This window comes from Cohnella suwonensis (assembly GCF_042655365.1).
In the GTDB taxonomy this organism is placed as follows: Bacteria; Bacillota; Bacilli; order Paenibacillales; family Paenibacillaceae; genus Cohnella; species Cohnella suwonensis.
The window spans coordinates 194159-220837 of sequence record NZ_JBHSMH010000090.1; the positions used below are offsets into that span (position 1 = coordinate 194159).

A 26679-nucleotide genomic window follows, 5' to 3' on the forward strand; every position below is an offset into this window, starting at 1 on the left:
GAAGTTCTTACGAAAAAAGTCCGCATAACCTGCGGACTTTTTCTTCTCAGATCAGTGAACAAAGGAGAGGAAATCATGGATAAAGCTTTACAGAACACCTCCAAGTTATCGAATGCTTCAGCCATATCCAACAGCAAATCGCTAGTCGGCGACGCATTCACGCTCGGTAACGACAAAGCTCGCGTTAATGCCGCCGACATCGAGAAAGCCGTCGCGCTCATTGAGCAGTCGTTCGCCGTCCAGCAAGAACGCATCCAAATTGTCGTGGACGCGGCGGTCCTTGCCCTTGAGCAAATCCAAGACAAACGGCTCGAACTGTCGGAAAAAGGGAAAACGGTCACGATTTACGACGTCATTTTCGACATGTTGTCTTTGTATCTATGGGAGGTAGGGTTGATGGGCCATGTGTTGGAGCCTCTCGTCAAAGAAGTGACGCGAGCCATCTGTTCCAAATCGCTGAAATATAGCGCCGTATACAATCAGTTATCCAAGTCCGACTACGGCGCTGAATTGATCGGCTATGCCCGTCAGGAAAAAAACAGCAAGGAGTTGCTCCAAGAAATCATAGGCGATCATGTTCGGAACGCGAAACAATTCAACAGCGATGAGTACGCCATCTTCAGCAAAGAAGCTCGGCAAATGGTCTCGTCCGCGCCCGATGTCGTATGGAAGAAAGCAACCGGCGCAATAGCCAAGTGGAAGGATACACAAGAAAAAGTCAAGGAAATGAAATTGGAGATGACCGATACGCCGGGGGTTTCGATGCTGAAGGCCGCCCAATCGTACGTCAGCTCGCACCGGTTTGCTTTGAAGCTGCAGCAAGCTCGCATCGTGGCGTTTATCCGTTCTCAAACTTCGATTACCGTCAAAGAGCTAAGAGACCTATTGTCCATATTCGTAATCGAAGAATTGCCAAACACCGACTTCATCCGCGACCAGTACCAATGGACGTTCGAGTTGATCATTTGGGCAAGGATGTACGGGTTCCAAAAAGACGAATGGAAATCGCCTGAAGTCCACACCAACAGCGATAAAGGTTTTGAGGGGATCCGCCAAGAGGTGACGTATTATTGGTTTGAGCGATTTCGCGATATATTGGCTGCTTTTGGCGAAGGTAGGGGCAAAGACTGGGAAAGACTGACTATAGCCGAAAAAACATGGGAAGTGAGAAAGTATTTCTCGTTAGTACTGAAAAAGATGGATGAAAAATCGAAAAAAACAGGGCCTATCGAGGCGGCGTTCCAAGTTTCGAATAGCAATAACTGAATCTGGGACGGCTTAACTTGACGAGTAAAACAACTTCTGATACCATTGCCTAATGGTAATAATTACGTTCAAGCGTTCGCTTGGACTTAATTATTCATCTAATATCGTAATTATTACGTATTAACAACGGACTACGGCCATCGTTTAGATGGGGTGATCGAAAGGAAGGCATTAGTCATGCAGTTGGTTTCTCTTAGCAATGTGACTTTCGGATACGGCGACGTGCCCTGTTTGCAGGATGCTTCATTGGAGGTTCGTGCAGGCGAATTCATTGCCGTCACCGGGCCGAACGGTGCCGCCAAAACGACCATTTTGAAGCTTGCGCTTAAGCTGCTTAGACCTTGGCAAGGAGAAGTCAGCTTATCGAAGTATAATGCGAACGGTCAGAAGCTTGTGATCGGTTATGTTCCTCAGCAGATTTCGGCGTTTAACGGCGGATTTCCGAGTACCGTCATGGAATTCGTTCGGAGCGGACGTTATCGACATGGCTCCTGGCTCAGAAGATTGAATGCCGCCGATCGGGAAGCAACGGAACAGGCGCTTCGCCAAGTCGGAATGTGGGAACTCCGTAAACGAAGAATCGGGGAGCTGTCCGGCGGACAGAAGCAAAGAATCATATTGGCCAGGGCTTTCGCGATGGAACCCGATCTTCTGGTGTTGGACGAACCGACGACCGGTATGGACGCGGAAGCCAGATACGAATTTTATCGGTTGTTGAAGGATCAGGTAAGACGTCTCGGAAGAACGGTCATGATGGTCACTCACCATCCGATCGAGGTCGAAGATGAATGGGATCGAATGATCATCCTCGAGCGGATAGAGGAGGGCGGTTGGAAATGCTGCACTACGACTTCATGCAGCGGGCATTTTGCGCCGGCGGGATAATCGCTCTTCTGGCATCGGCTCTCGGCGTCTATTTGTTGCTAAGAAGACAAGCGTTGATGGCAGACATGCTCTCGCACGTTTCGTTGGCTGGCGTGGCTGGCGGTGCGTATCTTCATTGGAATCCGACATTAATGGGATTCGCCGTCGCCGTACTGGGCGCAATTGCCGTGGAATACGTTCGGAGATCCTATAAGTCGTTCGGCGAAATATCCGTAGCGATTATTATGGTCGGCGGATTGTCCGTCTCGGTGATCGTCATGAGCTTAAACCAAGGCATCAATAAAAGCTTTACCTCTTACTTATTCGGTTCCGTCGTAGCGGTGAATGCGACGGAGCTCCGATTGATGATCGTGGCTGCCGCTATCGGGGGGCTGTTCCTGTTCCTCTTGCGAAGACCTCTCTATCAGATGTCGTTCGACGAAGAGACGGCTCGCACGAACGGTTTGCCCGTCGGTTGGATCTCGCTAGGCTTTAGCGTCATTACCGGTATGATTGTAGCAGCCGCAATGCCGATAGTCGGCGTGTTGCTTGTCTCCTCTTTGATTGTTCTGCCCGCATCCTTAGCCATTCGAATCGCTCGAAGCTTCACCGTGGCTATCTTCATTTCAATGTCCATAGGTTTAATAGGTGTTTTTACCGGAATTACGGCTTCCTATTCTTTCAGCACGCCGCCGGGAGCTACGATTTCTTTCGTGTTATTGTTAACGTTGCTCGGGGGATTGGGGCTGAAAAAAGCCTGGAAGTCTTGGGGCAAAAGCAGATTGACATTTTAATTTACTCTATTGGAGGTCTCCGATCATGAAATCATTGCATGTCAAATCATTATTTCTAACCGCAGGCATTGCGCTCGTATTGTCCGGGTGCGGTAATAACGGCGAATCCTCGAAAGCGAGCTCGTCAGACAAACTTAATGTTGTCACAACTTTTTATCCGATGTATGAATTCAGCAAACAAATCGGCGGAGACCATGCGAATGTCGTTGCTCTCATTCCTCCGGGCGTTGAGCCGCATGATTGGGAACCGAGCGCGAAAGACATGGCGACTTTGAAAGAAGCTAACGTCTTCGTGTACAACGGCATCGTTGAGGGCTGGGCAGAAGATGCGCTTTCAAGCGCGTCGAATGACAACAGAATCGTTGTAGAGGCGATCGATGGGATTACCTTAATGGAAGGGTTGCCTGAAGAAGAGGAAGAAGGAGAAGAACACGAACACGAAGAGGGAGGAGCGATTCTAGATCCTCACGTATGGTTAAATCCGGTGCTCGCGCAGCAAGAAGTGTCAGCAATTCAAGCGGCTTTCGAGAAGGCCGACCCTGCCAACAAGGAAGAATACCGCAAGAATGCCGAGGCCTATATCGCGAAACTCAAAGACTTGGATGCAGCCTATCGAGAAAGCTTGTCCGGAACGAAGAAAAAGGATTTCGTAACTCAACACGCGGCTTTCGGTTATCTGGCTAAGGAATACGGATTAACTCAAGTTCCTATTTCCGGACTATCGCCGGAGCAAGAGCCGTCTCCCGATAGAATGGCGGATATCGTATCGTTCGCGAATCAGCATGAGGTCAAGACGATCTTCTTCGAGACGTTAGTCGAACCGAAAGTCGCCCAGGTCGTGGCTAACGAAATCGGCGCGAAAACGGACGTCCTGAATCCTCTCGAGGGATTGACTGACGATGACAAAAAGAACGGTTTGGATTATATCGGCATCATGAAGAAAAACTTAACAGCATTAACAAAAGCGCTTAACGAGTAGATGGTCGTACGGAAGCCGACGAAGATGTCGGCTTCTCAAATCCATCAATATCGTAATAATTACAATAAGGGTGAACTGACAATGAATAAAATACCTGTAACCGTCTTGAGCGGCTATCTAGGATCGGGAAAAACTACGCTTTTGAATCATGTGCTCAATAATCGCCAGGGCCTAAGAGTTGCTGTCATCGTCAACGATTTGAGCGAAGTCAACATTGACGCGGATTTGATCAAGCAAGGCGGGGGGTTATCCCGTACGGACGAAAAACTTGTGGAAATGTCCAATGGTTGTATCTGTTGTACGCTTCGCGAGGATTTACTCCGCGAAGTCGAACGATTGGCGCTCGAAGGCAGGTTCGATTATATCCTGATCGAATCGACCGGCGTCGGCGAACCTATCCCCGTCGCACAGACGTTTAGCTATGTCGACGAAGAACAAGGGATTGATCTGACGCGGTTATGCCGGCTTGACTGCATGGTGACCGTGGTAGATGCTTATCGATTCTGGCATGATTTCTCTTCGGGAGAATCGTTGCTGGACAGAAGGCAAGCCGTAGGCGAAGAGGACACGCGCGAAGTGGTGGATTTGTTGATCGACCAGATTGAATTTTGCGACGTGCTCGTCCTGAACAAGACCGATTTAATCGAGGAAGAGGAACTCGGCCAACTGGAAGGCGTGCTTCGGAAGCTGCAGCCTCGGGCGAAATTCATTCGAACTTCGCATGGAAAAGTCGATCCCGTCGAGATCCTGAACACGGGACTCTTCGACTTCGATACGGCGAGTCAGTCTGCCGGGTGGATGCTCGAAATGGAGAAGGCGGAGCACGTTCCGGAGACGGAGGAGTACGGGATCTCTTCGTTCGTGTATGAACGCCGCGAACCCTTTCATCCCCAAAGGTTGATGGCTTGGCTTGAGAATTGGCCGGCGGAAATCGTCCGCGCGAAAGGGATAGCCTGGGTCGCTTCCAGGAACGACATGGGACAAAGCATAAGCCAAGCCGGGCCCTCGATTCAATTCGGGCCTTCCGGCTATTGGGTCGCTGCTCTGCCTGCCGCGGAAAGAGAGATGTACCTTCAGGAAGATCAGGAACTCAGGGAACAATGGCACCACGTGCATGGTGATCGTATCACTAAGCTCGTGCTTATTGGTATCGAGATGGATCGCGAAGCGATCTCGCGCACATTGGATGACTGTTTATTGACGACCGATGAGCAATCGCAAGATTGGCATCAGTTCGCAGATCCGCTTCCTAACGCAGGTCATCAAAGGTGATCCGGTAATGCGTAAACATGACCAATATCAAGAAGCCATTCGGGAATTAGTCAAACACGGATTACGCGTAACGATGCAGCGCAAATCATTGATTGCGCTAATTCTGCAGTCTCGTCGACCACTTACCGCAATGGAGCTTTATCAAAGGATGGAACAAAGCTTTAAGGGTATGAGTTATGGTACCGTCTACTTAAATATAAAGCTCTATAAGGATCTTGGTTTCATCGAACCTACGCTAGTCGACGAAGAAGTCTGTTATCGTACGTCCTTTCGCGAAGCGTCGCCGCCGAGCGATTTGTTTCCGAAAAATAACCTTTAAGAGGGAATGCAGTTCAGATGTCAAAAACGAACAACAACGTCAGGTTGCCACGTGCCAAAGGCATGGATATGGCCACCTATTACACGCCCAAAGAATGCGCGACAAAAGCAAAACGCATCGTATTGGAACCGAGCAATTTCCAAATCATAGAAGAGTTTATTAGTATCGCGGGAATGAAAGAGAAATTCGAATCGTTTATGGTGCCCGTCCCGAATAAAATGATTTTGTTCGGTCCGCCTGGAACCGGCAAGACTTTAACGGCTTTCTATATAGCAGACCGCCTTCGTCTGCCGCTTATCCTGGTCCGATTGGATACAATCATTCACAGTCACTTGGGTGAGACGGGTAGCAACGTTCGCAAAATATTCGATTACGCGAAAAGCAATTCGTGCGTGTTGTTTCTGGACGAATTCGACGCGATCGCCAGAACGCGAGATAACAACGACGAGGTGAAAGAGATGTCGCGCGTTGTCAATACGCTCTTGCAGTGCCTAGACGATTTCGGTGACGAAAGCATCTTTATGGCTGCGACCAATCTGGAAGACCAGCTCGATCAAGCCGTTTGGCGGCGATTCGACACCAAGATGCACTACGTTATGCCGGATGACGATCGACGCCATGCGTACATTCGACTTCTTTGCGATGACTTCAAGTTGGAAAATTCGTCAATCCTATCGCGAGCGACCGAGATCATGGCAGGCTGCAGTTTTGCGGAGATCGAACAAATCATCCTTAAAGCGAAACGCAAAGCGATTATCGCGGACATGCCTTTAAAGCTGAATCAAATTGAAAGTTCGTTACGGGAGTATAACCCGCGAAGCGGATAAAACGAGAGAAAAGCCTTCGGATTAATGATTAATGTCCGCAGGCTTTTTTCCGTTTGCCGCTGCCGATAAAGCAGCTCAGAATCCAAACGGGAACTTTGTGCAAACGATTGATCGCTGTGTTGACTCTCATGGCAATACCTATTGTAACCTGTTACAATTAAAGCAATATTGAGGTCAAGGAGAAGGTACAAATTAATGACAACGTCACACAGCGTACATGAAATGCTAAACATCATGTCCAAGAACGGGTGGAGAATCACGGACCAACGAAGAGCGATGGCTCAGATCTTCTCGGACCATCCCGGCTACCTTTCGCCTAAAGACGTGTACGATCATATGAGCGAGAAGTATCCGAGCGTGAGCTTCGATACGGTCTATCGCAACTTGCGAATGATGAATGAAATGGGCGTGTTGGAGCAGTTTTATTTTATGGATGGCGGTTTGAAGTTCAGGGCAAATTGCTTGGATCATCATCATCATCATTTAATTTGCATTAATTGCGAGAAGACGCTTACGTTCGATTATTGTCCCATGGATAACGGAGTCGACCTTCCCGGAAACTATAAGATCGTGAATCATCGCTTTGAAATCTATGGCTTGTGCGAAAACTGCCAACATTAATCAACCAAATTGACAGGGTAACGGGCTTCCTGTTATTCTCATCTCATATCGTAATTATTACACAAAGGTGCGGGTGGTCAGGCTGAAAACATCTTCTATTGCGAGCACATGGAAGATGAACGCGACATTCGGCGGCGTTATCGCGATCATCGTTCTGGTTTCTCTTCATCCAACTCTTCTAAGCGGCTTTTCCTTACATTTGGGGGCGGAGGTGCATACGTTTAAGACGATGTTGATCAGCATCGTACTTGAAGCCCTTCCGTTTTTGTTGCTGGGCGTGTTCGTCTCTTCGTTTATGCATGTATTCATTCCGGAAGCCTGGTTTCGCAAATTGATTCCGAGAAATCCGATCTTAGGCGTAGTCGTTGCATGCTTATTGGGGATTATTTTCCCGATTTGCGAGTGCGGGCTCATTCCGATCGTTAGGAGACTCGTAGCCAAGGGAATGCCGCTATACGCGGGCGTCGTATTTATCCTAGTCGGACCGATCGTGAACCCGATCGTATATTCGGCAACATACACTGCGTTCAGGACGAAGCCGGAGATGGTGTACGCGCGGATGGGACTGGCTATCGCTGTCGGCGCGGTTATTGGCTTGATTATCTATTACTTCGTGAAGAGTAATCCGATTCGTAACACGAGGGAAGCCGTCATTAGCTCATCACCCCATACGCATTCACGAAGTCGCTTCGTCGAAATGTTTGAACATGCCGGCGGAGAGTTTTTCGATATGGGAAAGTACTTAATTTTGGGTTCATTCATTACGGCCGCGATTCAGGCGTTCGTATCGCGATCCGATCTCGTAGGCGTCGGTCAAGGAGAGTTCGGCTCGCATTTCTTTATGATGGGATTTGCGTTCATTCTTTCCTTGTGCTCAACTTCGGATGCCTTTGTGGCTTCCTCGTTCGCAAGTACGTTCTCCGCAGGATCTCTTCTTACGTTTCTTGTTTTCGGACCCATGCTGGATTTCAAGAGTACGCTCATGTTATTGTCCTTGTTTAAGACCAGATTCGTGCTGTATCTTGCAGCACTGATCGCCATTCTCGTATTCATCGGCGCATGGATGCTTGGAAATCATTATTTGAGTTAAGTAGGAAGCGAAGGGGGCGTCTTGATGGAAGAAAAGCGTAGTTTGTTACCGCATTATTTAATTCGCGCGGCCATATTAGGTTGTTTCTCCTGGTACATCGTACATCTCGTCAAGGCGGACAAGCTGCAATATTATATTGTTCCCAGGATGATTCCTTACGTCAAATACGGGGCGATGGCCTTATTCCTGCTTGCAGGTTTCTATCTCTATTTAGCCATACAAAAAGGCGGCAGCAGCAACGAGGAGGATTGCGGTTGCGGACACGAGCCGCCGAGGTCCATCTTCCGGAACGGGTTGATTTATGGATTGTTTGCCATTCCATTGCTTCTAGGCGTAGCGTTACCCGATCGTATTATGGGTAGCGAAGTCGTAGCGGTCAAAGGCATGAATTTGAACGTAGCAAATGTATCCGAACGACCTTCCGTTACAGCGGACTCAATCCCACCTTCAGCTTCTACGGAACCGCTCGTAGAAGCGAACACGACGCCCGAAGAGCTGAATCGGAATGTTCTTGAACAATCGCCACAAGCGGGCAATAATCGAAATATGAACGACGAACTGGATAAGCTGTTCCCTGCGGACGAGTTCAGCATCGATTACGCGGAGTTGGGCAAAAAACTATATAAACGGGATGTTATTAACGTCAAAACCGTCGGATACCTTGAATTGCTAACGATGCTTGATCTATTTAAAGACAACTTTATCGGAAAAGATATTCATATCAGCGGTTTCGTATACCGGGAGAACGACATGAAGATAGACCAGTTCGTCGTGTCGCGGATGGCCATGCAATGTTGCTCGGCCGATGCGATGCCATACGGCTTCTTGGTCCAATCGCCAAATGGCGCATCTTTGAAGAAAGATACGTGGATAACGATGACTGGAAAGTTATCGACTACGAATTATAGGGGAAACGAAATTATTCAACTCGAAGCCCAAAAAATAACCGTTATTGAAGCACCCAATGATCCTTATGTGTATCCATATTATGACGATTTTGATGATTTGGCCAAAGAATAAATAATCGAGGTCTCTATAGCTCTAACGAGTCAGTTCAATGAAGGGCTTAATTGATATACTTAAAATTAGTCATTCAAGCTGAAGATGAGGAGAGTCGCTCCATGTCAGGCAAAGCCAAATCAAAGCCCAAAGCGATCGTACAAGCGAAGAAGTCAAATCCTGCAAAAGCGCTTGTCCTGTATACGACTACGATTCTTGTTCTGTTCGCGGCCATCTTCTTCATTAACCGTGCGAATAACGGACCAGAGGAAGCCGCTCGATTAACCGAACTTCCTTCGATCGTTGACCAACCCGTAATCGGTAGCGAGCAGGCTAAAGTCTCAATCATCGAGTTCGGAGATTACAAATGCCCGGCCTGCAAACAGTGGAGCGCCAACGTCTATCCGATTTTGAAATCCCAATATATCGACTCGGGTCAAGTAAAGCTTGCCTTTATCAATACGTTGTTCCATGGAGCAGAATCGACCCTGGGCGCCATTGCGGGTGAAGCCGTGCTTAAGCAAAATAAAGAAGCTTTCTGGGAATTCAACGAAGCGATGTTCGCGGCGCAACCGACATCCGATCATGATTCCGAATGGATAACCGAGCAGAAAATAGCGGAGATCGCAAATTCAATTCCGACGAATATCGATATAAAGAAGCTAGCCGATGATGTAACGAATCGGTCGACATCGCCACAACTCGATATCGACACGGGTATCGTCACGAAATACCGGATTAACCAAACGCCTACGTTGCTTATTAATGGCATTAAAGTCGTAAATCCGTTCGACCTCGAAGAGATTAAGTCTATTATCGACAAGGAAATCGGCGGTGCTCGGAATGAGTAGAAGGTTAATCGCCCTGCAGCCTTACCTGCTATATTTCGCTTGGGTCGTGTCAGTCATCGCAACATTAGGAAGCTTATACTTCAGCGAAATTCGGGGGTATGTTCCTTGCGAGCTTTGTTGGTACCAAAGAATATTCATGTACCCTTTGAGCATCCTTCTGGGAATCGCCGCATATAGGGGAGAGACGTCCATAAAGAAGTACGTTCTTCCTTTAAGTATCATTGGAAGCACGATCTCCATCTATCATTACATGTTGCAAAAGATACCGGGCTTTCATGAGATTAAACCTTGTACGAACGGAGTGCCTTGTAACGTTGACTATATGGATTGGCTCGGATTTATTACGATTCCATTGCTAGCGTTGATTGCTTTTGTGCTCATTATTGTATTCCTGCTTTTCGTTAGGCAGCATGAGACTGAATAGGTACGAAGTTACATCGGACGATGTCGGCAATGAATATTGGTCAAGCGCCTATACATACTCTAGGGAGAAGAGCGAATTTCAAGGGGGGAATGCTAGTGCCCGATGAATTTGTCGCGCGATCTTTAGAAGAGCTTAGGTTTTGGTCGAGAATAATGAAGGAACATTCATTATTTCTTAGATTGGGATTTCGATGTGAAGATACGCAATTAATTAATGAGGCTAACCAGTTTTATGCGCTTTTTGAATCAATCGAGAACAGGGCAAATAACTTTACTATAGGAACAGATCCTAACGTGATCAAAAGGTTTAATGAAGAAGTTCATCAAGCGGTATCTTATATTTGGGTATTCAAGCGAAAGGTACTTGGATTAATTCTGACATGCCAGCTTCCTGGCGCCAATAATTTCCCTTTATTAGTGGATCATGTAAGCAGAGAAGCAAACTACTTCAGGAATCGATTGATGGAATTAAATCAGGGCAGATTGGAACCACTGCCTGATGCCATTATTGACGAGAATGTGTTTTTTTTGAGAATTATGGCCGATCATGCGAAGTTTATCAGCCATTTACTTGACCCTTCTGAACGAAAACTGGTTGAACAGGCTAACAATTTTAGTCAAGAATTCAACCAATTGTTATTCCAAGCGAAGGATCTGGAATCTATGCGTCCCCAATCGCAAACGAAACCGCTTCTTGATCAATTCCTGGATCAGAATAGAGTTTCGGTAACCTCTCTTCGCGACTTTAAGAAAACTGCACGCGATCTAATCGAAGCTTGTCGAATTAAGAGTATCATTCATCCTTTATTGGCGGATCATGTGTTTCGCGAAGCCGAACATTTCTTATTCATTATTGATATGTTTGAGAACAGTCTCACAACAGGAAGACCCGCGCAAGCAGTACATCGCTTGTAAGACGTTAGAAAGAGGTACAGTCCGGAACCGCTCGACATGGAAATCAGTTCCTCCGAGGACGCGAATTGCCAGTATCGAAATTAAAGAAGTAACTGAACAGCGCGGAATCCGGGATTCATCTGGGATTTCGCGCTTTTTTCTTGATCAGAGAATGACAAGAACAAGTTTTATAAAAGAAAAGGTGGTTTCGCCCTGCAAATTAGTCCAAGCCTTTCCTCGGAATCAATCATAGAATATATCAATTCTAAAGAAAGGGTGGATATAATGGCAAACACTGATGTAAGGCTCCAACTTTTTTCGGGCTTTAATTTTACAAATCGTCGGATTGTTCTTAGACGTGGAGGTGTAGCCATTCGAGATTTGGGAGCATTTCGTTTTAATAACGTCCTTTCCAGTTTCCGTCTAAGAAATGTTTCAACCACAGATTCCGTGACGCTAGTTTTGTTTTCACTAATTAACTTTCAGGGATCCATTCGCGTATTTCGCGGAGCCCAAAGCGTGTCGAATTTGGGTAATTTCAATAATTTAACTTCTTCTTTAATTTTAGTAGGACGCAACCTTACAAATTCCCAGATTCAACAAATTCAAATTACCGGTATCCCGCCTCGTGATGTTTTAGTTATCAGACAATAAAAGATAAGTTAAAAAGGCACTGGTATGTGCCTTTTTTTCATACATGTAGCAGGACCCCCGATATAGGCATATGTTGTGGTATCAGAACATCCAGAATTCTGAATGCAATGAATGCTGAAGGACGGGATATCGTGAAACCCACTTACGGAAGTTATACCGAATGCGAATCGATTCCGATTTACTATCCTCCGCAGTATCAGCCGCAGCAGCCCGGGATCGAATCCATCATGGTCCCAAGACCCGTATCCGAAAACCCCGCTTATGTCGGAAGCGGGAAGCTGCGCGATAAAGTAGCGATTATCACGGGCGGGGACAGCGGGATCGGTAGAGCCGTGGCATACGCGTTTGCGAAAGAAGGAGCGGACCTCGTCGTTGTCTATTACAACGAACACGGAGACGCTCAGGAGACGCAGGCGAGAATCAATCAATTGGGCCGGAGGTGCCTGACGATCGCAGGCGATATCGGCGAAGAGACGTTCTGCAGTCATGTTGTCGAACAGACCATCCGAACTTTCGGGCGAATCGACTGCCTAATCAACAATGCGGCGGTGCAATATTATCAGGAAAGCATTGAAGGCATTACGCGCGAACAGCTTGAACGGACTTTTCGAACAAATATCTTTGCGATGTTTTATTTGACCAAGGCGGCGCTTCCTTACTTAAAACCGGGAAGTACGATCATCAATACCTCTTCCGAAACCGCCTATGTCGGATTCAAAGGGTTGATCGACTATTCGGCGACAAAAGGCGCGATCACCACGTTTACGCGTTCATTAAGCATGTCGATGATCGACCGCGGAATCCGGGTTAACGCCGTTGCTCCGGGCAGAGTATGGACGCCGCTTCAACCGTCATCACTGCCTCCGGCGCTATATATGTCGGCCGGCTACGATCATCCTATGGGAAGGGACGCCCAGCCGTGGGAACTTGCGCCGGTATACGTCTACCTCGCATCTGACGATTCGACCTATGTGATGGGGCAGGCCATTCATGTGAACGGGGGTTCGTATTTCGGTCAATGAAGAAGCTCGCTCAATCTGAGCGGGCTTTAAAACTTTGCATCCGATACATTTCAAGTTGACAATAATTAACCTCTTATTATATAACATGTGTATTATACATCAATTGATTCATACACGATGAGGGGTGAACCTTGTGCAGAGGGATCAAGTTTTGCAATTAAGAGATACCGTTCAACAATTCATCAGGTCTTTCGGACTTCTGGAACAAACGACAACACCCTGCGGTTTTTCGATGTCTTTATCCCAAGTGTTTGCTATTCAAGAGCTGGAGAAGCAAACCTTAACGATTACGGAACTCGCGGAAAGACTGCGACTGGAGAGAAGTTCGGTCAGCCGATTGGTTGATGGACTTGTTAAAGGCGGATTTGTCAGCAGGGAATTAAACGAGAATAATCGCCGAGAAGTTCTTCTTGACTTAACGGAAAAAGGAACGAGTTCTATTCGAAGAGTGCGTGAACAGTCTGTACAATTTTATAACGACATCCTTGAGAACCTTTCTGAAAATGAGCAAATGATGTTTTATAACAGTTTGAAAAAATTTACGGATTCACTTATTAAAGTGAGGAGAGCTTAGAATGAATCATCAACATGATCATAAGAATGAAGCTGCCTCAGCGGTAGCAACCTCCATTTCCTCGATTATTTTCTCGTTTTTAGCGTCCTCTCATCACTGGCTTCACACAGGGATTCTAATTATTATGGGAAGTTCAACGAATATGATGGCCACCATGTCCGGGGTTATATGGCTGAGAAGAACGATGATACTAGTTACCCTTATAACGTTGGCTTATTCCGTTTATCGACTGCCGAGACATAAGTACATGCCGATATGGATGAAATGGCTGACTGTTTTATCATTAATCGTTTCTTTTGGTTTGATTGTATACACCTTAATAAACTTTGGTTGGTAAGGGAGGTTGGAGAAGATGAAGGTAAAGTCTTGAACAAAGACACCATCGCAACCTGATATTGACATCTCCGTCCCCTTTATTTATTATTCAATTAAATAATTGAATATAGAGAAAGAGGAGATTTCTTGTCTCGAATAAACGGAAGGGCATTTAAGGACGCATTATATCCTCAGTTCGCGCGAATCGGGAAATGTTTATCCAGCGATAAGCGTTTGGAATTACTGAACCTGTTGTCCCAAGGTCCCAAATCAGTGGAAAAACTCGCGCAGGGAACCGAAATGACAATCGCCAACGTATCGCGTCATCTACAAATCATGTCCGACGCCAGGCTGGTTAAACATCGAAAAAAAGGGACGTTTGTATTTTATGAACTTGCCGATTCTTCGGTTGCCGATTTTTTACTTTCGCTTTGGAAACTGTGCGAACGTCAACTTGCGGATGTTCAGAAAATCAAAGAAGATTTTCTAGATCGCTTTGAGGATACGCATACCTTGACGCTAGAAGAATTCGTCGAGAAACGGGATCGCGGTGAAATTGTATTGTTGGATGTTAGGCCAGTAGAAGAGTATGAAGCCGAACATATCCCGGGTGCCATTTCATTTCCCATTGATGATTTAGAATCCGAGCTTAATCAACTAAACAAGGATGTCGAGATCGTTGCTTATTGCAGAGGACCCTATTGCGTGTATTCCGCTCAAGCGGTTTCCAGGCTTCGAAGCGAAGGCTATTCTGCCTACCGGATCGAGGAAGGAGTGCATGAATGGCGCCAATACAGCCAGAACGTTCATTAGATCGGATTTACCTGGACTACAATGCAAGTACGCCGATTGATCCTGAAGTATGGAAGGAAATGGAGCCGTGTTTCGTTGACTACTTTGGCAATCCTTCATCGGCTCACTGGGCTTCCGAAGGGCTTCACGATTCCATTGAATCGGCCCGTTCGAAGGTTGCCGCACTGTTAAGATGTGCTGCAGACGAAATTGTGTTTACTAGCGGAGGCAGCGAGGCGAACAATCAAGCGATAAAAGGAATCTTTTTCGCCCTGCGAATCCGCGGCAACCATATCGTCACCACGAAAATAGAGCACCCGTCCGTGACGGAGCCCATTGCATTTCTCGAGAAATTAGGAGCCGATGTGACCTATGTCGATGTAGATGAGTATGGGTTCGTATCGCCTGAAGCTATTGAAAAAGCGATCACGGACAAAACGATTTTGATCACCGTGATGCATGCGAACAATGAAGTCGGAACCCTTCAACCGATCGCGGAAATTGCCAGGATCGCACGCGAGTACGGCGTTTATTTGCATACCGACGCGGCCCAATCCATTGGAAAAGTTCCCGTCGACGCGGAAGAACTAGGCGTCGATATGCTCTCCATTGCCGGACATAAGATATATGCTCCGAAAGGCGTCGGAGCGTTATATATTCGCAAAGGAACCGCCATTGAACCTTTCGTGCATGGTGCCGGACATGAATCCGGCCGAAGAGCCGGCACGGAAAATGTTCCTTATCTCGTCGGTTTAGGAAAAGCGGCGGAGCTTGTGCATGTTCGTAAAGCTTCAGGGTACAATGGCGAATTAGGGAAACGCTTCTGGAGAGAGCTCAAAGACCATTTTCACAGCCGCGTGTCTCTAAACGGTCATCCGGATGATAGGCTTCCTAATACCTTCAACATTAATTTCCACGGATTCAGCGGACAAGAAGTGCTCCGTCTACTCCCTGAAATCGCCGCATCCACCGGTTCGGCCTGTCACACCGGTATAACCGCATTATCTCCGGTTCTGAAAGCGATGAAAGTTAAAGAGGAATTCGGAAAAGGCGCAGTCCGTTTCAGCCTCGGGAGGTACACGACCGAGAATGAAATCATGACCGCTATACGACTAATTTTCCGGTGCGCGTGCACTTGCCGAAAAAACAGGAGCTAAATATATTCTTCATCGTTCGGCACATACCGCTTTTGATTTCGTGCCGGTCGAAGACGGAGATGAGATCACTGCCGGTAATACCGTTATCAAAGTGCTGCATACGCCCGGTCATACGCCGGAACACATCAGTCTTGTCGTGACGGATCGAGCCAGAGGGGATGAGCCTTGGTTTGTTCTAACGGGACATACGCTTATGGTCGGTGACGTAGGGAGAACCGAACTGGCTTCGGAAAAAGAAGTAGGAGCAGGGCAGCTGCATGCCAGCCTTTTCACTAAGATCCTTCAGCTACCGGATGAAATTGAAGTGTACCCGGGCGCTTATTCCGGTTCTGTCTGCGGAAGAAGTTTAAGCGGTAAACCATCGTCGACGATCGGGTTCGAGGGAAAATACAATAAGGCTCTTCGGATAAAAGAAAAAGATCGATTCGTATCGTTCATGACCGAAAACATCCCTGAACCTCCAGAGGGCTTTCAAGACATCCGGGCATATAATTCCGGACATCGAAAGGATCGGCCATGAATCGAGTTGGAATCGCTCCGATTCACGGTATTCGGCAAAATGCTTTGGCATTTACGATGCTTATCGCGGTCAATCTGTTCGTCGGTTCCATGGTGGGAATGGAAAGGACCATTCTGCCGCTGATCGGCGAAGAGGAGTTCCAGCTTGCATCGGCAAGCGCAACATTGTCCTTTATTATTTCATTTGGATTCTCGAAGGCGATCGTCAATTATTTTGCAGGGGCACTGGCCGAAAGATTCGGCAGAAAAAAGGTTCTGCTTACCGGCTGGATGATCGGTTTTTTGGTTCCGCTGCTTGTCATTTTCGCGCAATACTGGTGGGTTATCGTTGTTGCCAATATTTTTCTGGGCGTTAATCAAGCCTTGACCTGGTCCATGACGGTTAATATGAAAATCGATTTGGTAAAACCGAATGAAAGAGGACTGGCCATCGGGCTTAATGAAGCAGCCGGTTATATCGGTCTTTCCGCAGCGGCGGCAATATCGGGATATGTAGCGTCCATTTACTCGTATCGACCGGAGCCTTTTATTTTAGGCCTCGGTTTTGCTTTTATCGGGTTTATTTTGTCAATAGGAGTAAAATCAACCGAAGCTTATTTGAGCTTGCAACGCGTTTCTTCGATACAACCGGTTTATCACTCTAAAGGTACGATTTTCAAAATGGTCACTTGGCGTAATCGTACGCTTTCAAGCTGCAGTATTGCAGGAATGGCCACCGATTTAAAAGACGGATTGGCTTGGGGGCTGTTTCCGTTGTTTTTATCCGATCGCGGACTAAACATTGGCGAGATAGGCTTAGTTGTCTCCGTTTATCCGACAACGTGGGGAGCCTTTCAACTGGTCACGGGATACATGAGCGATCGATGGGGAAGAAAGCCGCTAATCGTTACAGGAATGATTCTGCAAGCAATTGCTCTGATTTGGATAGCTTGTTCCGATGCGCTTGGAGAATGGATCATAGGAGCTTTCGCATTGGGGCTCGGAACGGCATTGGTATATCCGACATTGCAAGCCTCCATCAGTGATGTAGCAGAACCTACATGGAGAGCATCGGCTATGGGAGTGTATCGATTCTGGAGAGATTGCGGGTATGCATTTGGAGCTCTGTTGGCAGGTCTTATCGCGGACATCGTGAGTCCTCAGTGGACCATTGCTATCTTGGCTTCGATCCCCTTGGCTGCAGCTTTCCAATCCATGATAAGAATGAAGGAAACGCTTATGTCGGAGGACGAGAACATACATCGTATGGGAACCGTGTAATCCGCGGCACCCGCGGAACCTGTATAATGAGAACAAGAGCCCTGAGAATTCCAGGGCTCCTTCATTCATTTACTGCATGGATCTGAAAGGTGCGTTCATTCCGGCGTTAGTCGTGTTAAAGTTGTTGTAGGGTTGAGTAAAGCTTGGATTAGCAGCATGGATTGGATTGCTGCTTTGCGCGAAGGAAGTGTTGAATTGGACTTGAATCAACTGTTCGACTTGTCTGCACATATTGGAAACTTGCTGTAGTTGCTGGATTGCAGTTTGATGTCCTTGCAAAGCAGTTTGAATCAATTGAGAAGCTTTTTGTTCTCTTTGGGCTAATTCTTCTAGGCGTTGAGCATTTTGTTGTTCCTGCTGGAGAAGCATTTGGTAATTTTGACTGGCTTGTTGGGTTTGGCTTACAAGCTGTTGAATGATTTGTTCGCATTGATGTAGAGATTGGCTGATCTGGCTGTTTGCAAATTGCATGTTTGGTTCCTCCTTTAATTTAAGAACAGAATTTATAATCCCTTAGAGGAGGAACATTATGCATAGAACGGTTATTTTATTTCGGACGCTTGATAAAACAACACCTGACAGGTGACAAGATCTTCCGATTGTCGACGGTTCCATCATTCAGCAGCCACTTTAGCGATACATTATCCTAGGTTTAATTTCATAAACTTATGTAGGAAATAAACAAGGGGTATGCCCATGACAAATGAAGATCTCGCAAAGTCTTTTCCCGTCACTTTTGAAGATTGGGAGAACAGGGCACGTACGATTTTACCCGTAAGTTCGTTCGATTATATCACAGGCGGTGCAGGCTCAGAGGAGACCATGCGTGCGAACAGGACTGTATTCCTCCGTTGGCATATTCAACCCCGGGTACTTAGTGATGTATCCAAACGGGACTTAACGGTCACATTATTTGGTCGTACATTCCCTGCCCCATTTCTCCTCGCCCCCTTGGGTATACAGGGTGTTACTCATCCCGAAGCGGAATTGGGTTCTGCAAGGGCGGCATCACGCTTGGGGATACCGTTCATACTGAGTACAGTTGCATCACGAACGATTGAACAGGTGGCTTATGTTATGGGCGGTGCGCCTCGCTGGTTTCAACTGTTTTGGCCAACAGATAATGACGTTATGGTGAGTTTGGTTCGCCGGGCGGAAAAGGCTGGATACTCAGCTATCGTCTTAACGGTCGATACTGCTGCAGGATTTGGTTGGAGGCCAAGGAGTATCCGCAACCATTTTTATCCCTTTCTCTTCGGTGAAGGCATGGCTAATTTCATATCAGACCCTGTCTTTCGTTCCAAGTTGAAACAACCGCCGGAGAAGGATATGTACGCCGCGATTATGCAATTCCTTAAAATCATTTGGAATCCCGCTTTATCTTGGGAGAACCTAACTTTCCTGCGCAAACTAACAAAACTCCCTATATTGCTGAAAGGAATCCTTAATCCCAATGATGCTGAACTGGCCCTGCAACTTGGGATGGATGGAATTGTGGTGTCTAATCATGGAGGTCGACAGCTTGATGGAGAGATTGCGGCTCTAGAGGCGTTGCCAATGATTTGCGATTGCATCCAAGGAAGGATTCCAGTACTAATGGACAGCGGAATTCGCGGCGGCGCTGATGTCCTCAAAACTATAGCGCTTGGGGCAACGGCGGTTCTGATAGGGCGCCCATATATCTACGGATTGGCTGTTGCAGGAGAGAAAGGGGTTCATCAAGTGATAAGAAATCTAATTGCCGATATCGATATATCGCTAGCAAACACGGGGAGAAAATCCATAGCTGAAATTGATCGATCTCTGCTAGTACAGGCTCAAATAGGTAATAAAATTTAAGCCGAGAATCGACTAATCAAGAACGGAAGTAGGTAAGGAGCATTGAAATGGACTATACTTGCGTCTTATTTTATTACAGCCGGAATTCTCGTTCTTAAGCGACAATCGATATTACATTGGCTTCAGACGGATACTTCATGGATTGATGAATTCCTTTTGTTCTTGATCGCTTTTCTTGTCGCTCTTGTTCCTGCGATTCCATATGGAGTCGTAGCTGCATTGTTCGGTGCCAAGTACGGCTTGCTTGCCGGGAGCCTTATCAACCTGAGCATTTCGAGTTCAGCTGCAATTAGCTTATTCTTGTTGGTTCGCTACGTTTTCAGCCCTAGGAAACGAGAGAAAGCTTCTAATATGAAAGGCTTCTCGAGATTAACGAAGTTAACGGAGCGGACTCCATTCGTAACGATCATGATTGCTCGAATGTTGCCTGTCGTTCCCGCTCAAGTCGTAAATGTATTTGCAGCACTTACCCGTATGAGCATCGTTACTTATTTAGCGGCAACGATTGTAGGAAAACTCCCTTTTATCGTAATGACAACTCAAATCGGATATCGACTATCCGGATCGTTCCATTGGAAAGATATCTTATACATAATATGCATTTATGGCGGTTTTCTGCTGATCGTAGGCGCAATCTATAAATTGTGTTCGCCAACGGCTATCAAAAACAGATAACGAGCAACTCCTTTAAAGAAAAAGGCCCGCAATTATGCGGGCTTTATGACGTTAGAGTGATTTTAACTTTTTCAAACTACAATACGAACGATCCGATAATTCCGCCAAGGATTCCTGTCAGGATGACCGATCCAAGAATAATGGCCAAGATTTTGCGCGGGAACGATTTGGCGACCATGAGCAACGAAGGCAGGCTGATGGCAGGAAGCACCAGCAGTAGTGCGGCAACGGGACCCGTACCGATGCCGGCCGACAGGAATGACTGCACGATCGGGATTTCTGCGGCGGTTGGAATGACGAAGAATGAACCCGCAACCGCGAATAGAACGAGTATCGCAAAACCGGATCCTTCCGTAACGGGGAACATCCAAACCTTCATGGCCCCCAACAACAGAACGGCCGCCAAATACGCCGGTACCACTTGTAACACCATGAGGCCCAAGCTCTTTGCCCATCGGGTCACGAAGGAACCGGATTCGCCGGCAGGCAGTTGCAGCAGCGACTGCATTTCCTTCGGCGTCTCATCTTCATTGCCCCTCATCAATCGGTTGACGAGATAGCCGGTTCCGAACGTCAGCAAGACGCCGAGCACGATCCGTAGAACGGTGAATTTCCAAGATAACACGAACGTCATGAAGACTAGAGTCGCCGGGTTCAGCAGCGGATTTCCGAGCCAGAACGCGATCGCGGCGCCTGCCGATATATTTTTGCGACGCAATCCCGCGGCGACCGGGGCGGCGCAGCACGAGCACATCATGCCCGGCAGGGAAGCGAGTCCTCCGTAAAAAACGCTTTTGAATCGATTGCCTCCGAGCACGCGCTCTAGCCAGCGCACCGGGATGAGCACCTGTACAAGCGATCCCAGAAGGATTCCCAGCACGGCGGCTTTCCATACGGACTTAAAGTACTTCTTCGCGTATTCCGTGGCGCCGCTCCACGTCGGAGTCCCGGCTTGGCCGACCGGGTCGCCGAGAATCGAAGAACCGATCGAGTGCGTATCCGCCGATGTCAGCGCTTTATGGTAATAGGGCCACCATTTGACGTACATCAATCCCGCGGCCGCAATCAGGAGGAAGATCAAGACCAACGCGATCGTTTTCGCGATATTATTGGTTTCGGGCCTTATGCTTAGCGCGCTCATTTCCGACATGCGTAAATTCCCTCCTACTTATCAAATTTTAAATGTTGTATTGTTCATTTGAGATTCAAGAACATCATAGTCACTTCTTTAATATTTATCATGTGTTTTTAGAACCTCTCTATTCTTTATTTTAGGCTGAGTTCAGCGTGAATGTTGCTTAGAAACAACGTAGTTGGAATATTTAACTGTAAAATGTGCATGAAAAAAGATACGTGGTAAGGCCTTTGCATGAATTATATGCAAAAGGTGCACTTCATTTTGCGGATTTCAACTGATGCAGGATGAATCTGGTGAAATTAATGTATGTATTACATCTATTTCACCAGATATCTGATTTTTAGCCGAAATAACTGCATGTTTTATAGTTCATTTGTCTGTCATTAAGCCACAACAGAGTGGAACTCAGCCATATTTTATTTAAGTCAGCTTTAGAAATTGTTAACCTTCTATAGAGGCAGTGCCTAACAATTATATATGGTCAATAGAATAAATAATACTCTTGACTTAAAGTGCACTATAACATTTGAGCTTTGAAAGCAATCAAATGTTTACATCTGGAGGATGAATAAATTGAAAATCAAAACGATTCTCATTGAGCCCGGAGCATTCCGTACCAACTGGGCAGAGATTGCACTGAAATCATCCGAGACGGATTCTTCCGAATACGACGCAAACCGGAAGTGAATATAACTGCAATCCGATTAAGACTCTGCTCATTCATATGCAGAGTCTTTTTCTTTTTCCGACAGCGCCGACGAATGAAGACATATTATACAAGCATGTAACATATATCGAACATAACGGCATTTAATGAAAATTCGAATGATGCGAAAAGCAGACGGGTTATCTCGCAAACGAAGGGATTTGGAAGAATGAGAATCTATATCGGGAATAGCCCGATGAAAATTCCTATGTGCCCACCTCCGCCAGTATATAGGAATGAACAGTGGATACCATTAACTTCGCTTGAGGATATGCAGGAAACGGATTACGATGTGCTCATCGTTGGCAGCGGTGCAGGAGGGGGAGCCGTTCTCTGGAGATTGATGAATCAAATCGGCGGCAGCGGCAAACGTATAGGGATCGTCGAAAGAGGCGGACTGTTATTGCCGACGCATGCGCAGAATATCGCGACAATGAACGGAGAACGGTTTGATAAATATTTTTCAAGCGCCGCCGCAATCCCTCCTCGGTATCCATCCCCGCAAATATACGCCCTTGGGGGAAGAACCTTGTTTTGGGCAACGGTTAGTCCACGGATGCATGCTGCCGATCTCGCAAGCTGGCCAGTCCCGCTTAAGGAAATGGACATTTACTACGGCATTGCGGAAAAGGTGATGAGCGTCACCCAGAACTTTACGAAACGAGCCTCTCTCACGCAGATCCTTCTAAATCGTCTTCAGAAAGACGGTTTTCCCGATGCGACGGATGAACCGTTGGCCATCAATCTCGAATCGATCAACCAATATGGAGTCGTTAATTCCAATCCCTATTTCAGCTCTCTTGTTTTTTTCGCCCAGGCTTTGAATAGTCCTTTCGATTTAGCGGTTAATGCCCGTGCCGTTGAAGTGCTTACGGAAAAAGACAGAGTCGTCGGCGTCAAGGTCATGTCACCTGAGAAGAAATCGTATTTTCTTAAAGCCAAAAAAGTGGTTTTGTCGGCAAGTACGTTCGGAACGACGCAAATCTTGCTCAACTCAGGCCTTAGAAACAGCGCGATCGGTCATTATATGACGATCCATTCCAGGGTGTTTGGCAAGGGGATCGCGAACCGGAACGAGTTCCCGGAGGCTCTTGGACCGCTTCATATTCTGATTCCGGGCACGGAGGATCGTTCCTATCAAATCCAGATTTGGGGGCCGGGGGCATACCCTACGGTTCAGTATCAAGTCGAACCCTTGAAAAGGGAATGGGAGATCTCTTTTTACGCTTCAGGCAGGGTCGAATCCCGGTTCGGTAATCAAGTTACGCTGCATCCATTCAAACGTGACGAGTACGGAGTACCGGAAATCCAAATCGATTTTTCTTTCAACGAACAGGACGAAGCCGTTATCCGACAAATGGGAGAAGGCGTAAAACGTGCTGCCAAAGCGATGGGAACCCCTTTGGTTTCAAAGGATGGCCAGCCGCCCATATGTCTATGGCGTCCCGGAATGGAGCTTCATGAAATGGGAACGTGCCGCATGGGCGAGGACCCGTCTGACTCATCGACTGACCGATACGGCCAGGTTTATGGCGTACAAGGACTTTACGTGGCGGACAACAGCGTCATTCCGACCAGCGGCACCGCCAATCCCACGCTTACTACCGTAGCATTGGCGATACGCACGGCGGATCATATCATCCGACAGTTGAAATAACGTTATGTCGGCAAGGAGAGAGCCCATGCGATTCATTCGATTTGGCAGTGAATGGTGGGACGTAACCAAGATGCCTCCAGGGTTGGAGCTGTACACTGTTCGCGACGAGCTCAAGCGAGATTATTGGGGAACACTCAAGAAAGTAGCGGACATGGGGTATCAATTGGTGGAATTCGCTATGGGTTATGGCGGCATTCCAGCCAATCAAATGAAGAGGGGTCTGAATGACCTCGGTTTGAAGACGGTTTCCACTTTGGTGCTAATTGAGGATCTGGAAAACGACTTGCACCATCAGCTTGATTATGCCGATACGATCGGCGTCCGTTACATCAGTACGTTTCTTCCTCCGGAAAGGTTCAAAGATGAAGCTGCGATTCAAGAGTCCGTCTCTACTTTGAAGAGGATAGGACGGGAGGTTAAACGCCGAGGAATGAAGTTTCTGTATCATCCCCACGCTGAAGAATATGAAATCAGAAACGGAAAACGAGTGATCGACCGATTGCTTGAAGGCATCGGCACTGATTTGATGCAGTTGGAGCTGGACCTGTACTGGGCGAAGAAGGGGGGCTTGGACCCTAAGGAAGCCCTGTTGACTTACAAAGGCTTATCGCCCCTTATTCATGTTAAGGATATGGATCGAGAGGGCGGCTTCACGGAGGTCGGCCGCGGCACAATTGACTGGCCGCCGATTTTCCGCATTCTTCATGAAGTAGGAGTGGAATATTTCTTCGTAGAGCAGGATACGAGCCCGCATCCATTGGAAAGCGCGAAAGCGAGCCTAGATTATTTAGTTTCCATGCAAGCGATTACTTCAACTATGCTTAAAAAAGCTTGAAATATCAGGCTTTTTTTTATGTGGGAAGATTTGTGTCACAAGAAAATGCACATTTGGGTGGAACGCAAACGACGATTTGTCAACAAACTTTTTTGCCTAAGCAAACTGTCAATGCCATCATAAAGACTTTCCTGGAGAAAGGAATCATTGTGTTGACGGAGATGGATTCTGATCGTCGAAACAAGGTAATCCGACTCACAGAATCCGGGAAAGAATATACCGAGAAAATCATTCTCAAGACGAAAAATGCGGAATATTCGGCGGTAGAGAAACTGGAACCTGAACAAAGAAGATCTCTAATCGAGAACACAAAACTCTTTAGGGACAATCTCCGAGATTGTATGCGCGGGGAGTGACTGGTTACCGCAAGTGACGAAACGACGAGCACTCGCGGGATCTCTTCGCATTAATTGAACGAGCATAAGGGGAATGCAAAATGGAAATGAAATCAGTTAGGACAGATAAGCTTGATATTGCTTACTTAGAGAATGGCCCCAAAGATGGTCCTACAGTTTTATGCCTGCACGGCTTCCCCGATACGGCTGAGTCCTACCGAGAAGTGATGGAGCTTTTAGCCATCAAAGGATACAGAACGCTAGCACCTTTCGTGCGCGGCTTTTTGCCAACGAAATTCCTAAGCGAGAAGACTTCCAGAGCGGGAGATTTTGCAGCCCTCGGACAGGATGCACTCGATTTTGTCGACGCTCTTGATTTGAAGGACCTTATGGTTATTGGTCAGGATTGGGGATCACCAACGGCCGAGGTCGTTGCAAGCTTCAGACCCCAACGAATAAAGAGGCTTTTAAAGTTAAATTGGCACGGCGTCTTTTCTATGAACGAAATGATGATGGCACAAGAATTTAAATATTCTCAGTTTAAAACTCTTTGGTACGTCTTTCTTCTCAATACTAAAATGGGCGAAATGATTCTGGACTACGACAGGCAAGGATTTGCTAAAGCTCTTTGGGCGGAATGGTCATCGAGTTGGAGTCGAGAAGAGAGAGAAAATGCTCTCCTTGCTGTTTCACGGGCCTTCGAGCATGATGATTTCAAAAAAGTCACACTTAGTGCTTACCGCGCGAACATTTCAGAGTCGGAGATAGATCCAGATCACATTGAACTGCGAAAGGCTTTAATGAATATGCCTTCCGTTCAGTGCGAAACGAGAATCTTGGTCGGTGAAGATGACGGAATTGATAGAAGTCCACTATCCGACACGGCGCTCGCAATGGCGTTTAAGGGTGGATATTCTGTCGCACGTCTAGATGGAGTGGGGCACTTCCCACAGCGTGAGGCACCACAGAAGGTTATTGATGAGCTTCTGCGATGAATGATTTCTTAATCCAAATGAAGGAGATTAGAACATGGAAAATCAATCGAAGAAAATCGCCCTTATTACTGGCGCTAACAAAGGAATCGGTTTTGAAACAGCAAGGCAATTAGGAAAAAGGGGCTTCACAGTCTTGGTTGGCGCACGGGACTCGGGAAGAGGCGATGAAGCCGTGCGCAAATTAATCGAAGAAGGCATCGATGCCCGGTTTGTTCGTCTTGATGTAACAAATCTGGAGTCGATTCAGGCTGCTGCCAATCTTATAGAAGAATATGATGGCAAACTCGATGTACTGATTAACAACGCAGGGATTTTTATTTACCCGGATGAAGCTCCTAGCGAATTGGAGATATCCGTGTTAAGAGAAACCTTCGAAACAAACTTTTTTGGCGTATTTTCGGTCACAAAGACTCTGTTGCCGCTTATTCGCAAATCGAGCTCTGGACGCATCGTTAATGTATCCACTTCATTAGGTTCATTGGCATGGCATAGTGATCCTATCATAGGCAGTCCGATTAATCCGGCGTACGCTGCCTCCAAGACAGCTTTAAATGCACTTACCGTTCTATTTGCCCGGGAGCTAAAAGAAACAGATATTAAAGTAAATGCAGCAGACCCAGGGTACACGGCAACCGATCTAAATCAACATCAAGGTTTCCGAACGGTTGAACAAGGGGCTGCCATTGTGGTTCAATTGGCTACCTTATCGAACGATGGTCCATCTGGACAATTTTTTAATGAAGATGGTCCAGTGAATTGGTGAACGGTACTCCAGTAGACGTTTCGAATTAGTTGATTTAAAGGCTATTTAAATCGCCCTTATTACTGGCGCTAACAAAGGAATCTAATGAATGAAGTCCGCGGAAACCGCGGGCTTTTTCTATCTAGTCAGTTAGAGGTCCAACATCAGTAGCATTGCATTAAAATATCAACAATTTGTCAAGGTGTTTTTCCGTAAGTAAAATGTGCTAAATTTGTATTATTTTATTTAATCATGCAATAAAAAA

General features: G+C 46.8%; 28 protein-coding genes. 26 read left to right on the forward strand and 2 right to left on the reverse strand.

The genetic code is table 11. From position 1 onward, the window contains the following. Positions 1-75: 75 nt before the first annotated feature. From ACFPPD_RS21250 to ACFPPD_RS21345, 20 genes are all read left to right on the forward strand, one after another. Positions 76-1266 (forward strand): hypothetical protein, encoded by a 1191-nt coding sequence (locus ACFPPD_RS21250; RefSeq protein ID WP_209746279.1) that lies wholly within the window; start codon positions 76-78, stop codon positions 1264-1266. A 177-nt stretch (positions 1267-1443) separates the two neighbouring features. After that, a complete protein-coding gene (locus ACFPPD_RS21255) occupies positions 1444-2151 on the forward strand; it encodes a metal ABC transporter ATP-binding protein (RefSeq protein ID WP_209746281.1) in 708 nt (235 codons plus the stop codon). Then, complete coding sequence (locus tag ACFPPD_RS21260) at positions 2097-2924, forward strand: metal ABC transporter permease (RefSeq protein WP_209746283.1); 828 nt, start codon at positions 2097-2099, stop codon at positions 2922-2924. The genes ACFPPD_RS21255 and ACFPPD_RS21260 overlap by 55 nt, the downstream gene beginning before the upstream one ends. A 25-nt stretch (positions 2925-2949) precedes the next feature. Beyond that, positions 2950-3903 (forward strand): metal ABC transporter substrate-binding protein, encoded by a 954-nt coding sequence (locus ACFPPD_RS21265; protein ID WP_209746285.1) that lies wholly within the window; start codon positions 2950-2952, stop codon positions 3901-3903. 81 nt (positions 3904-3984) lie between these two features. After that, a complete protein-coding gene (locus tag ACFPPD_RS21270; RefSeq protein ID WP_209746287.1) occupies positions 3985-5175 on the forward strand; it encodes a GTP-binding protein in 1191 nt (396 codons plus the stop codon). 7 nt (positions 5176-5182) lie between these two features. Then, entirely contained in the window at positions 5183-5494 is a 312-nt protein-coding gene (locus tag ACFPPD_RS21275; RefSeq protein WP_209746289.1) for a Fur family transcriptional regulator, read from the forward strand. 17 nt (positions 5495-5511) lie between these two features. Continuing rightward, positions 5512-6321, forward strand: a complete 810-nt coding sequence (locus tag ACFPPD_RS21280; RefSeq protein WP_209746291.1) for an AAA family ATPase — start codon at positions 5512-5514, stop codon at positions 6319-6321. A 195-nt stretch (positions 6322-6516) separates the two neighbouring features. Beyond that, positions 6517-6942: a Fur family transcriptional regulator gene (locus ACFPPD_RS21285; protein ID WP_209746293.1), complete on the forward strand. Its 426-nt coding sequence runs from the start codon at positions 6517-6519 to the stop codon at positions 6940-6942. Positions 6943-7057: 115 nt separating this feature from the next. Further along, positions 7058-8032, forward strand: a complete 975-nt coding sequence (locus ACFPPD_RS21290) for a permease (protein ID WP_209746295.1) — start codon at positions 7058-7060, stop codon at positions 8030-8032. A 24-nt stretch (positions 8033-8056) separates the two neighbouring features. Continuing rightward, the gene (locus ACFPPD_RS21295; protein ID WP_209746297.1) at positions 8057-9052 is read left to right on the forward strand and encodes a TIGR03943 family putative permease subunit; all 996 of its coding nucleotides are present in this window, start codon (positions 8057-8059) and stop codon (positions 9050-9052) included. Positions 9053-9102: 50 nt separating this feature from the next. Next, positions 9103-9882, forward strand: coding sequence for a thioredoxin domain-containing protein (locus ACFPPD_RS21300; RefSeq protein ID WP_209746299.1), 780 nt, complete (start codon positions 9103-9105; stop codon positions 9880-9882). Then, positions 9866-10306, forward strand: coding sequence for a disulfide oxidoreductase (locus ACFPPD_RS21305; protein ID WP_378083223.1), 441 nt, complete (start codon positions 9866-9868; stop codon positions 10304-10306). The genes ACFPPD_RS21300 and ACFPPD_RS21305 overlap by 17 nt, the downstream gene beginning before the upstream one ends. Before the next feature lie 89 nt (positions 10307-10395). Beyond that, positions 10396-11220: a DUF2935 domain-containing protein gene (locus ACFPPD_RS21310; protein WP_209746352.1), complete on the forward strand. Its 825-nt coding sequence runs from the start codon at positions 10396-10398 to the stop codon at positions 11218-11220. A gap of 764 nt (positions 11221-11984) precedes the next feature. Next, on the forward strand, positions 11985-12875 hold the full coding sequence (locus ACFPPD_RS21315) for an SDR family oxidoreductase (protein WP_378083225.1): 891 nt from the start codon (positions 11985-11987) through the stop codon (positions 12873-12875). A 151-nt stretch (positions 12876-13026) separates the two neighbouring features. Then, positions 13027-13449 carry a MarR family winged helix-turn-helix transcriptional regulator gene (locus tag ACFPPD_RS21320; RefSeq protein ID WP_378083228.1) on the forward strand — a complete coding sequence of 141 codons (423 nt, stop codon included), beginning with the start codon at positions 13027-13029 and terminating at the stop codon, positions 13447-13449. A 1-nt stretch (position 13450) separates the two neighbouring features. Next, positions 13451-13786, forward strand: a complete 336-nt coding sequence (locus ACFPPD_RS21325) for a hypothetical protein (RefSeq protein WP_209746307.1) — start codon at positions 13451-13453, stop codon at positions 13784-13786. 134 nt (positions 13787-13920) lie between these two features. After that, a complete protein-coding gene (locus ACFPPD_RS21330; RefSeq protein ID WP_209746355.1) occupies positions 13921-14577 on the forward strand; it encodes a metalloregulator ArsR/SmtB family transcription factor in 657 nt (218 codons plus the stop codon). Further along, entirely contained in the window at positions 14547-15713 is a 1167-nt protein-coding gene (locus tag ACFPPD_RS21335; RefSeq protein ID WP_209746309.1) for a cysteine desulfurase family protein, read from the forward strand. The genes ACFPPD_RS21330 and ACFPPD_RS21335 overlap by 31 nt, the downstream gene beginning before the upstream one ends. A 40-nt stretch (positions 15714-15753) precedes the next feature. Next, on the forward strand, positions 15754-16233 hold the full coding sequence (locus ACFPPD_RS21340) for an MBL fold metallo-hydrolase (RefSeq protein ID WP_209746311.1): 480 nt from the start codon (positions 15754-15756) through the stop codon (positions 16231-16233). Beyond that, complete coding sequence (locus tag ACFPPD_RS21345) at positions 16230-17492, forward strand: MFS transporter (RefSeq protein ID WP_209746313.1); 1263 nt, start codon at positions 16230-16232, stop codon at positions 17490-17492. The genes ACFPPD_RS21340 and ACFPPD_RS21345 overlap by 4 nt, the downstream gene beginning before the upstream one ends. A 69-nt stretch (positions 17493-17561) precedes the next feature. On the opposite strand, the gene ACFPPD_RS21350 is transcribed toward ACFPPD_RS21345, so the two are convergent. After that, the gene (locus ACFPPD_RS21350) at positions 17562-17963 is read right to left on the reverse strand and encodes a hypothetical protein (RefSeq protein WP_209746315.1); all 402 of its coding nucleotides are present in this window, start codon (positions 17961-17963) and stop codon (positions 17562-17564) included. 225 nt (positions 17964-18188) lie between these two features. Here ACFPPD_RS21350 and ACFPPD_RS21355 point away from each other — a divergent pair, with 225 nt between their 5' ends. Together ACFPPD_RS21355 and ACFPPD_RS21360 are read left to right on the forward strand one after the other, a co-directional pair. Then, on the forward strand, positions 18189-19331 hold the full coding sequence (locus ACFPPD_RS21355) for an alpha-hydroxy-acid oxidizing protein (RefSeq protein ID WP_378083233.1): 1143 nt from the start codon (positions 18189-18191) through the stop codon (positions 19329-19331). Between the two features lie 42 nt (positions 19332-19373). Continuing rightward, positions 19374-20006, forward strand: a complete 633-nt coding sequence (locus ACFPPD_RS21360) for a TVP38/TMEM64 family protein (RefSeq protein WP_209746319.1) — start codon at positions 19374-19376, stop codon at positions 20004-20006. Between the two features lie 76 nt (positions 20007-20082). On the opposite strand, the gene ACFPPD_RS21365 is transcribed toward ACFPPD_RS21360, so the two are convergent. Beyond that, positions 20083-21147, reverse strand: coding sequence for a permease (locus tag ACFPPD_RS21365; RefSeq protein ID WP_378083253.1), 1065 nt, complete (start codon positions 21145-21147; stop codon positions 20083-20085). Positions 21148-22019: 872 nt separating this feature from the next. On the opposite strand from ACFPPD_RS21365, the gene ACFPPD_RS21370 reads away from it, so the two are divergent. From ACFPPD_RS21370 to ACFPPD_RS21385, 4 genes are all read left to right on the forward strand, one after another. Then, a complete protein-coding gene (locus ACFPPD_RS21370) occupies positions 22020-23507 on the forward strand; it encodes a GMC oxidoreductase (protein ID WP_378083236.1) in 1488 nt (495 codons plus the stop codon). Positions 23508-23532: 25 nt separating this feature from the next. Further along, on the forward strand, positions 23533-24342 hold the full coding sequence (locus ACFPPD_RS21375; RefSeq protein ID WP_209746323.1) for a sugar phosphate isomerase/epimerase family protein: 810 nt from the start codon (positions 23533-23535) through the stop codon (positions 24340-24342). 436 nt (positions 24343-24778) lie between these two features. After that, positions 24779-25672, forward strand: a complete 894-nt coding sequence (locus ACFPPD_RS21380) for an alpha/beta fold hydrolase (RefSeq protein ID WP_209746325.1) — start codon at positions 24779-24781, stop codon at positions 25670-25672. A 34-nt stretch (positions 25673-25706) separates the two neighbouring features. After that, on the forward strand, positions 25707-26435 hold the full coding sequence (locus ACFPPD_RS21385) for an SDR family oxidoreductase (protein ID WP_209746327.1): 729 nt from the start codon (positions 25707-25709) through the stop codon (positions 26433-26435). Positions 26436-26679 lie beyond the last annotated feature (244 nt).

Bases quoted from the DNA above. Each gene is read 5' to 3' on its own strand.
- ACFPPD_RS21250 (WP_209746279.1), top strand. From the start codon at position 76: ATGGATAAAGCTTTACAGAACACCTCCAAGTTATCGAATGCTTCAGCC.
- ACFPPD_RS21255 (WP_209746281.1), top strand. From the start codon at position 1,444: ATGCAGTTGGTTTCTCTTAGCAATGTGACTTTCGGATACGGCGACGTG.
- ACFPPD_RS21265 (WP_209746285.1), top strand. From the start codon at position 2,950: ATGAAATCATTGCATGTCAAATCATTATTTCTAACCGCAGGCATTGCG.
- ACFPPD_RS21270 (WP_209746287.1), top strand. From the start codon at position 3,985: ATGAATAAAATACCTGTAACCGTCTTGAGCGGCTATCTAGGATCGGGA.
- ACFPPD_RS21275 (WP_209746289.1), top strand. From the start codon at position 5,183: ATGCGTAAACATGACCAATATCAAGAAGCCATTCGGGAATTAGTCAAA.
- ACFPPD_RS21280 (WP_209746291.1), top strand. From the start codon at position 5,512: ATGTCAAAAACGAACAACAACGTCAGGTTGCCACGTGCCAAAGGCATG.
- ACFPPD_RS21285 (WP_209746293.1), top strand. From the start codon at position 6,517: ATGACAACGTCACACAGCGTACATGAAATGCTAAACATCATGTCCAAG.
- ACFPPD_RS21290 (WP_209746295.1), top strand. From the start codon at position 7,058: ATGAACGCGACATTCGGCGGCGTTATCGCGATCATCGTTCTGGTTTCT.
- ACFPPD_RS21295 (WP_209746297.1), top strand. From the start codon at position 8,057: ATGGAAGAAAAGCGTAGTTTGTTACCGCATTATTTAATTCGCGCGGCC.
- ACFPPD_RS21310 (WP_209746352.1), top strand. From the start codon at position 10,396: ATGCTAGTGCCCGATGAATTTGTCGCGCGATCTTTAGAAGAGCTTAGG.
- ACFPPD_RS21325 (WP_209746307.1), top strand. From the start codon at position 13,451: ATGAATCATCAACATGATCATAAGAATGAAGCTGCCTCAGCGGTAGCA.
- ACFPPD_RS21335 (WP_209746309.1), top strand. From the start codon at position 14,547: ATGGCGCCAATACAGCCAGAACGTTCATTAGATCGGATTTACCTGGAC.
- ACFPPD_RS21345 (WP_209746313.1), top strand. From the start codon at position 16,230: ATGAATCGAGTTGGAATCGCTCCGATTCACGGTATTCGGCAAAATGCT.
- ACFPPD_RS21350 (WP_209746315.1), bottom strand. From the start codon at position 17,963: ATGCAATTTGCAAACAGCCAGATCAGCCAATCTCTACATCAATGCGAA.
- ACFPPD_RS21355 (WP_378083233.1), top strand. From the start codon at position 18,189: ATGACAAATGAAGATCTCGCAAAGTCTTTTCCCGTCACTTTTGAAGAT.
- ACFPPD_RS21365 (WP_378083253.1), bottom strand. From the start codon at position 21,147: ATGAGCGCGCTAAGCATAAGGCCCGAAACCAATAATATCGCGAAAACG.
- ACFPPD_RS21370 (WP_378083236.1), top strand. From the start codon at position 22,020: ATGAGAATCTATATCGGGAATAGCCCGATGAAAATTCCTATGTGCCCA.
- ACFPPD_RS21375 (WP_209746323.1), top strand. From the start codon at position 23,533: ATGCGATTCATTCGATTTGGCAGTGAATGGTGGGACGTAACCAAGATG.
- ACFPPD_RS21380 (WP_209746325.1), top strand. From the start codon at position 24,779: ATGGAAATGAAATCAGTTAGGACAGATAAGCTTGATATTGCTTACTTA.
- ACFPPD_RS21385 (WP_209746327.1), top strand. From the start codon at position 25,707: ATGGAAAATCAATCGAAGAAAATCGCCCTTATTACTGGCGCTAACAAA.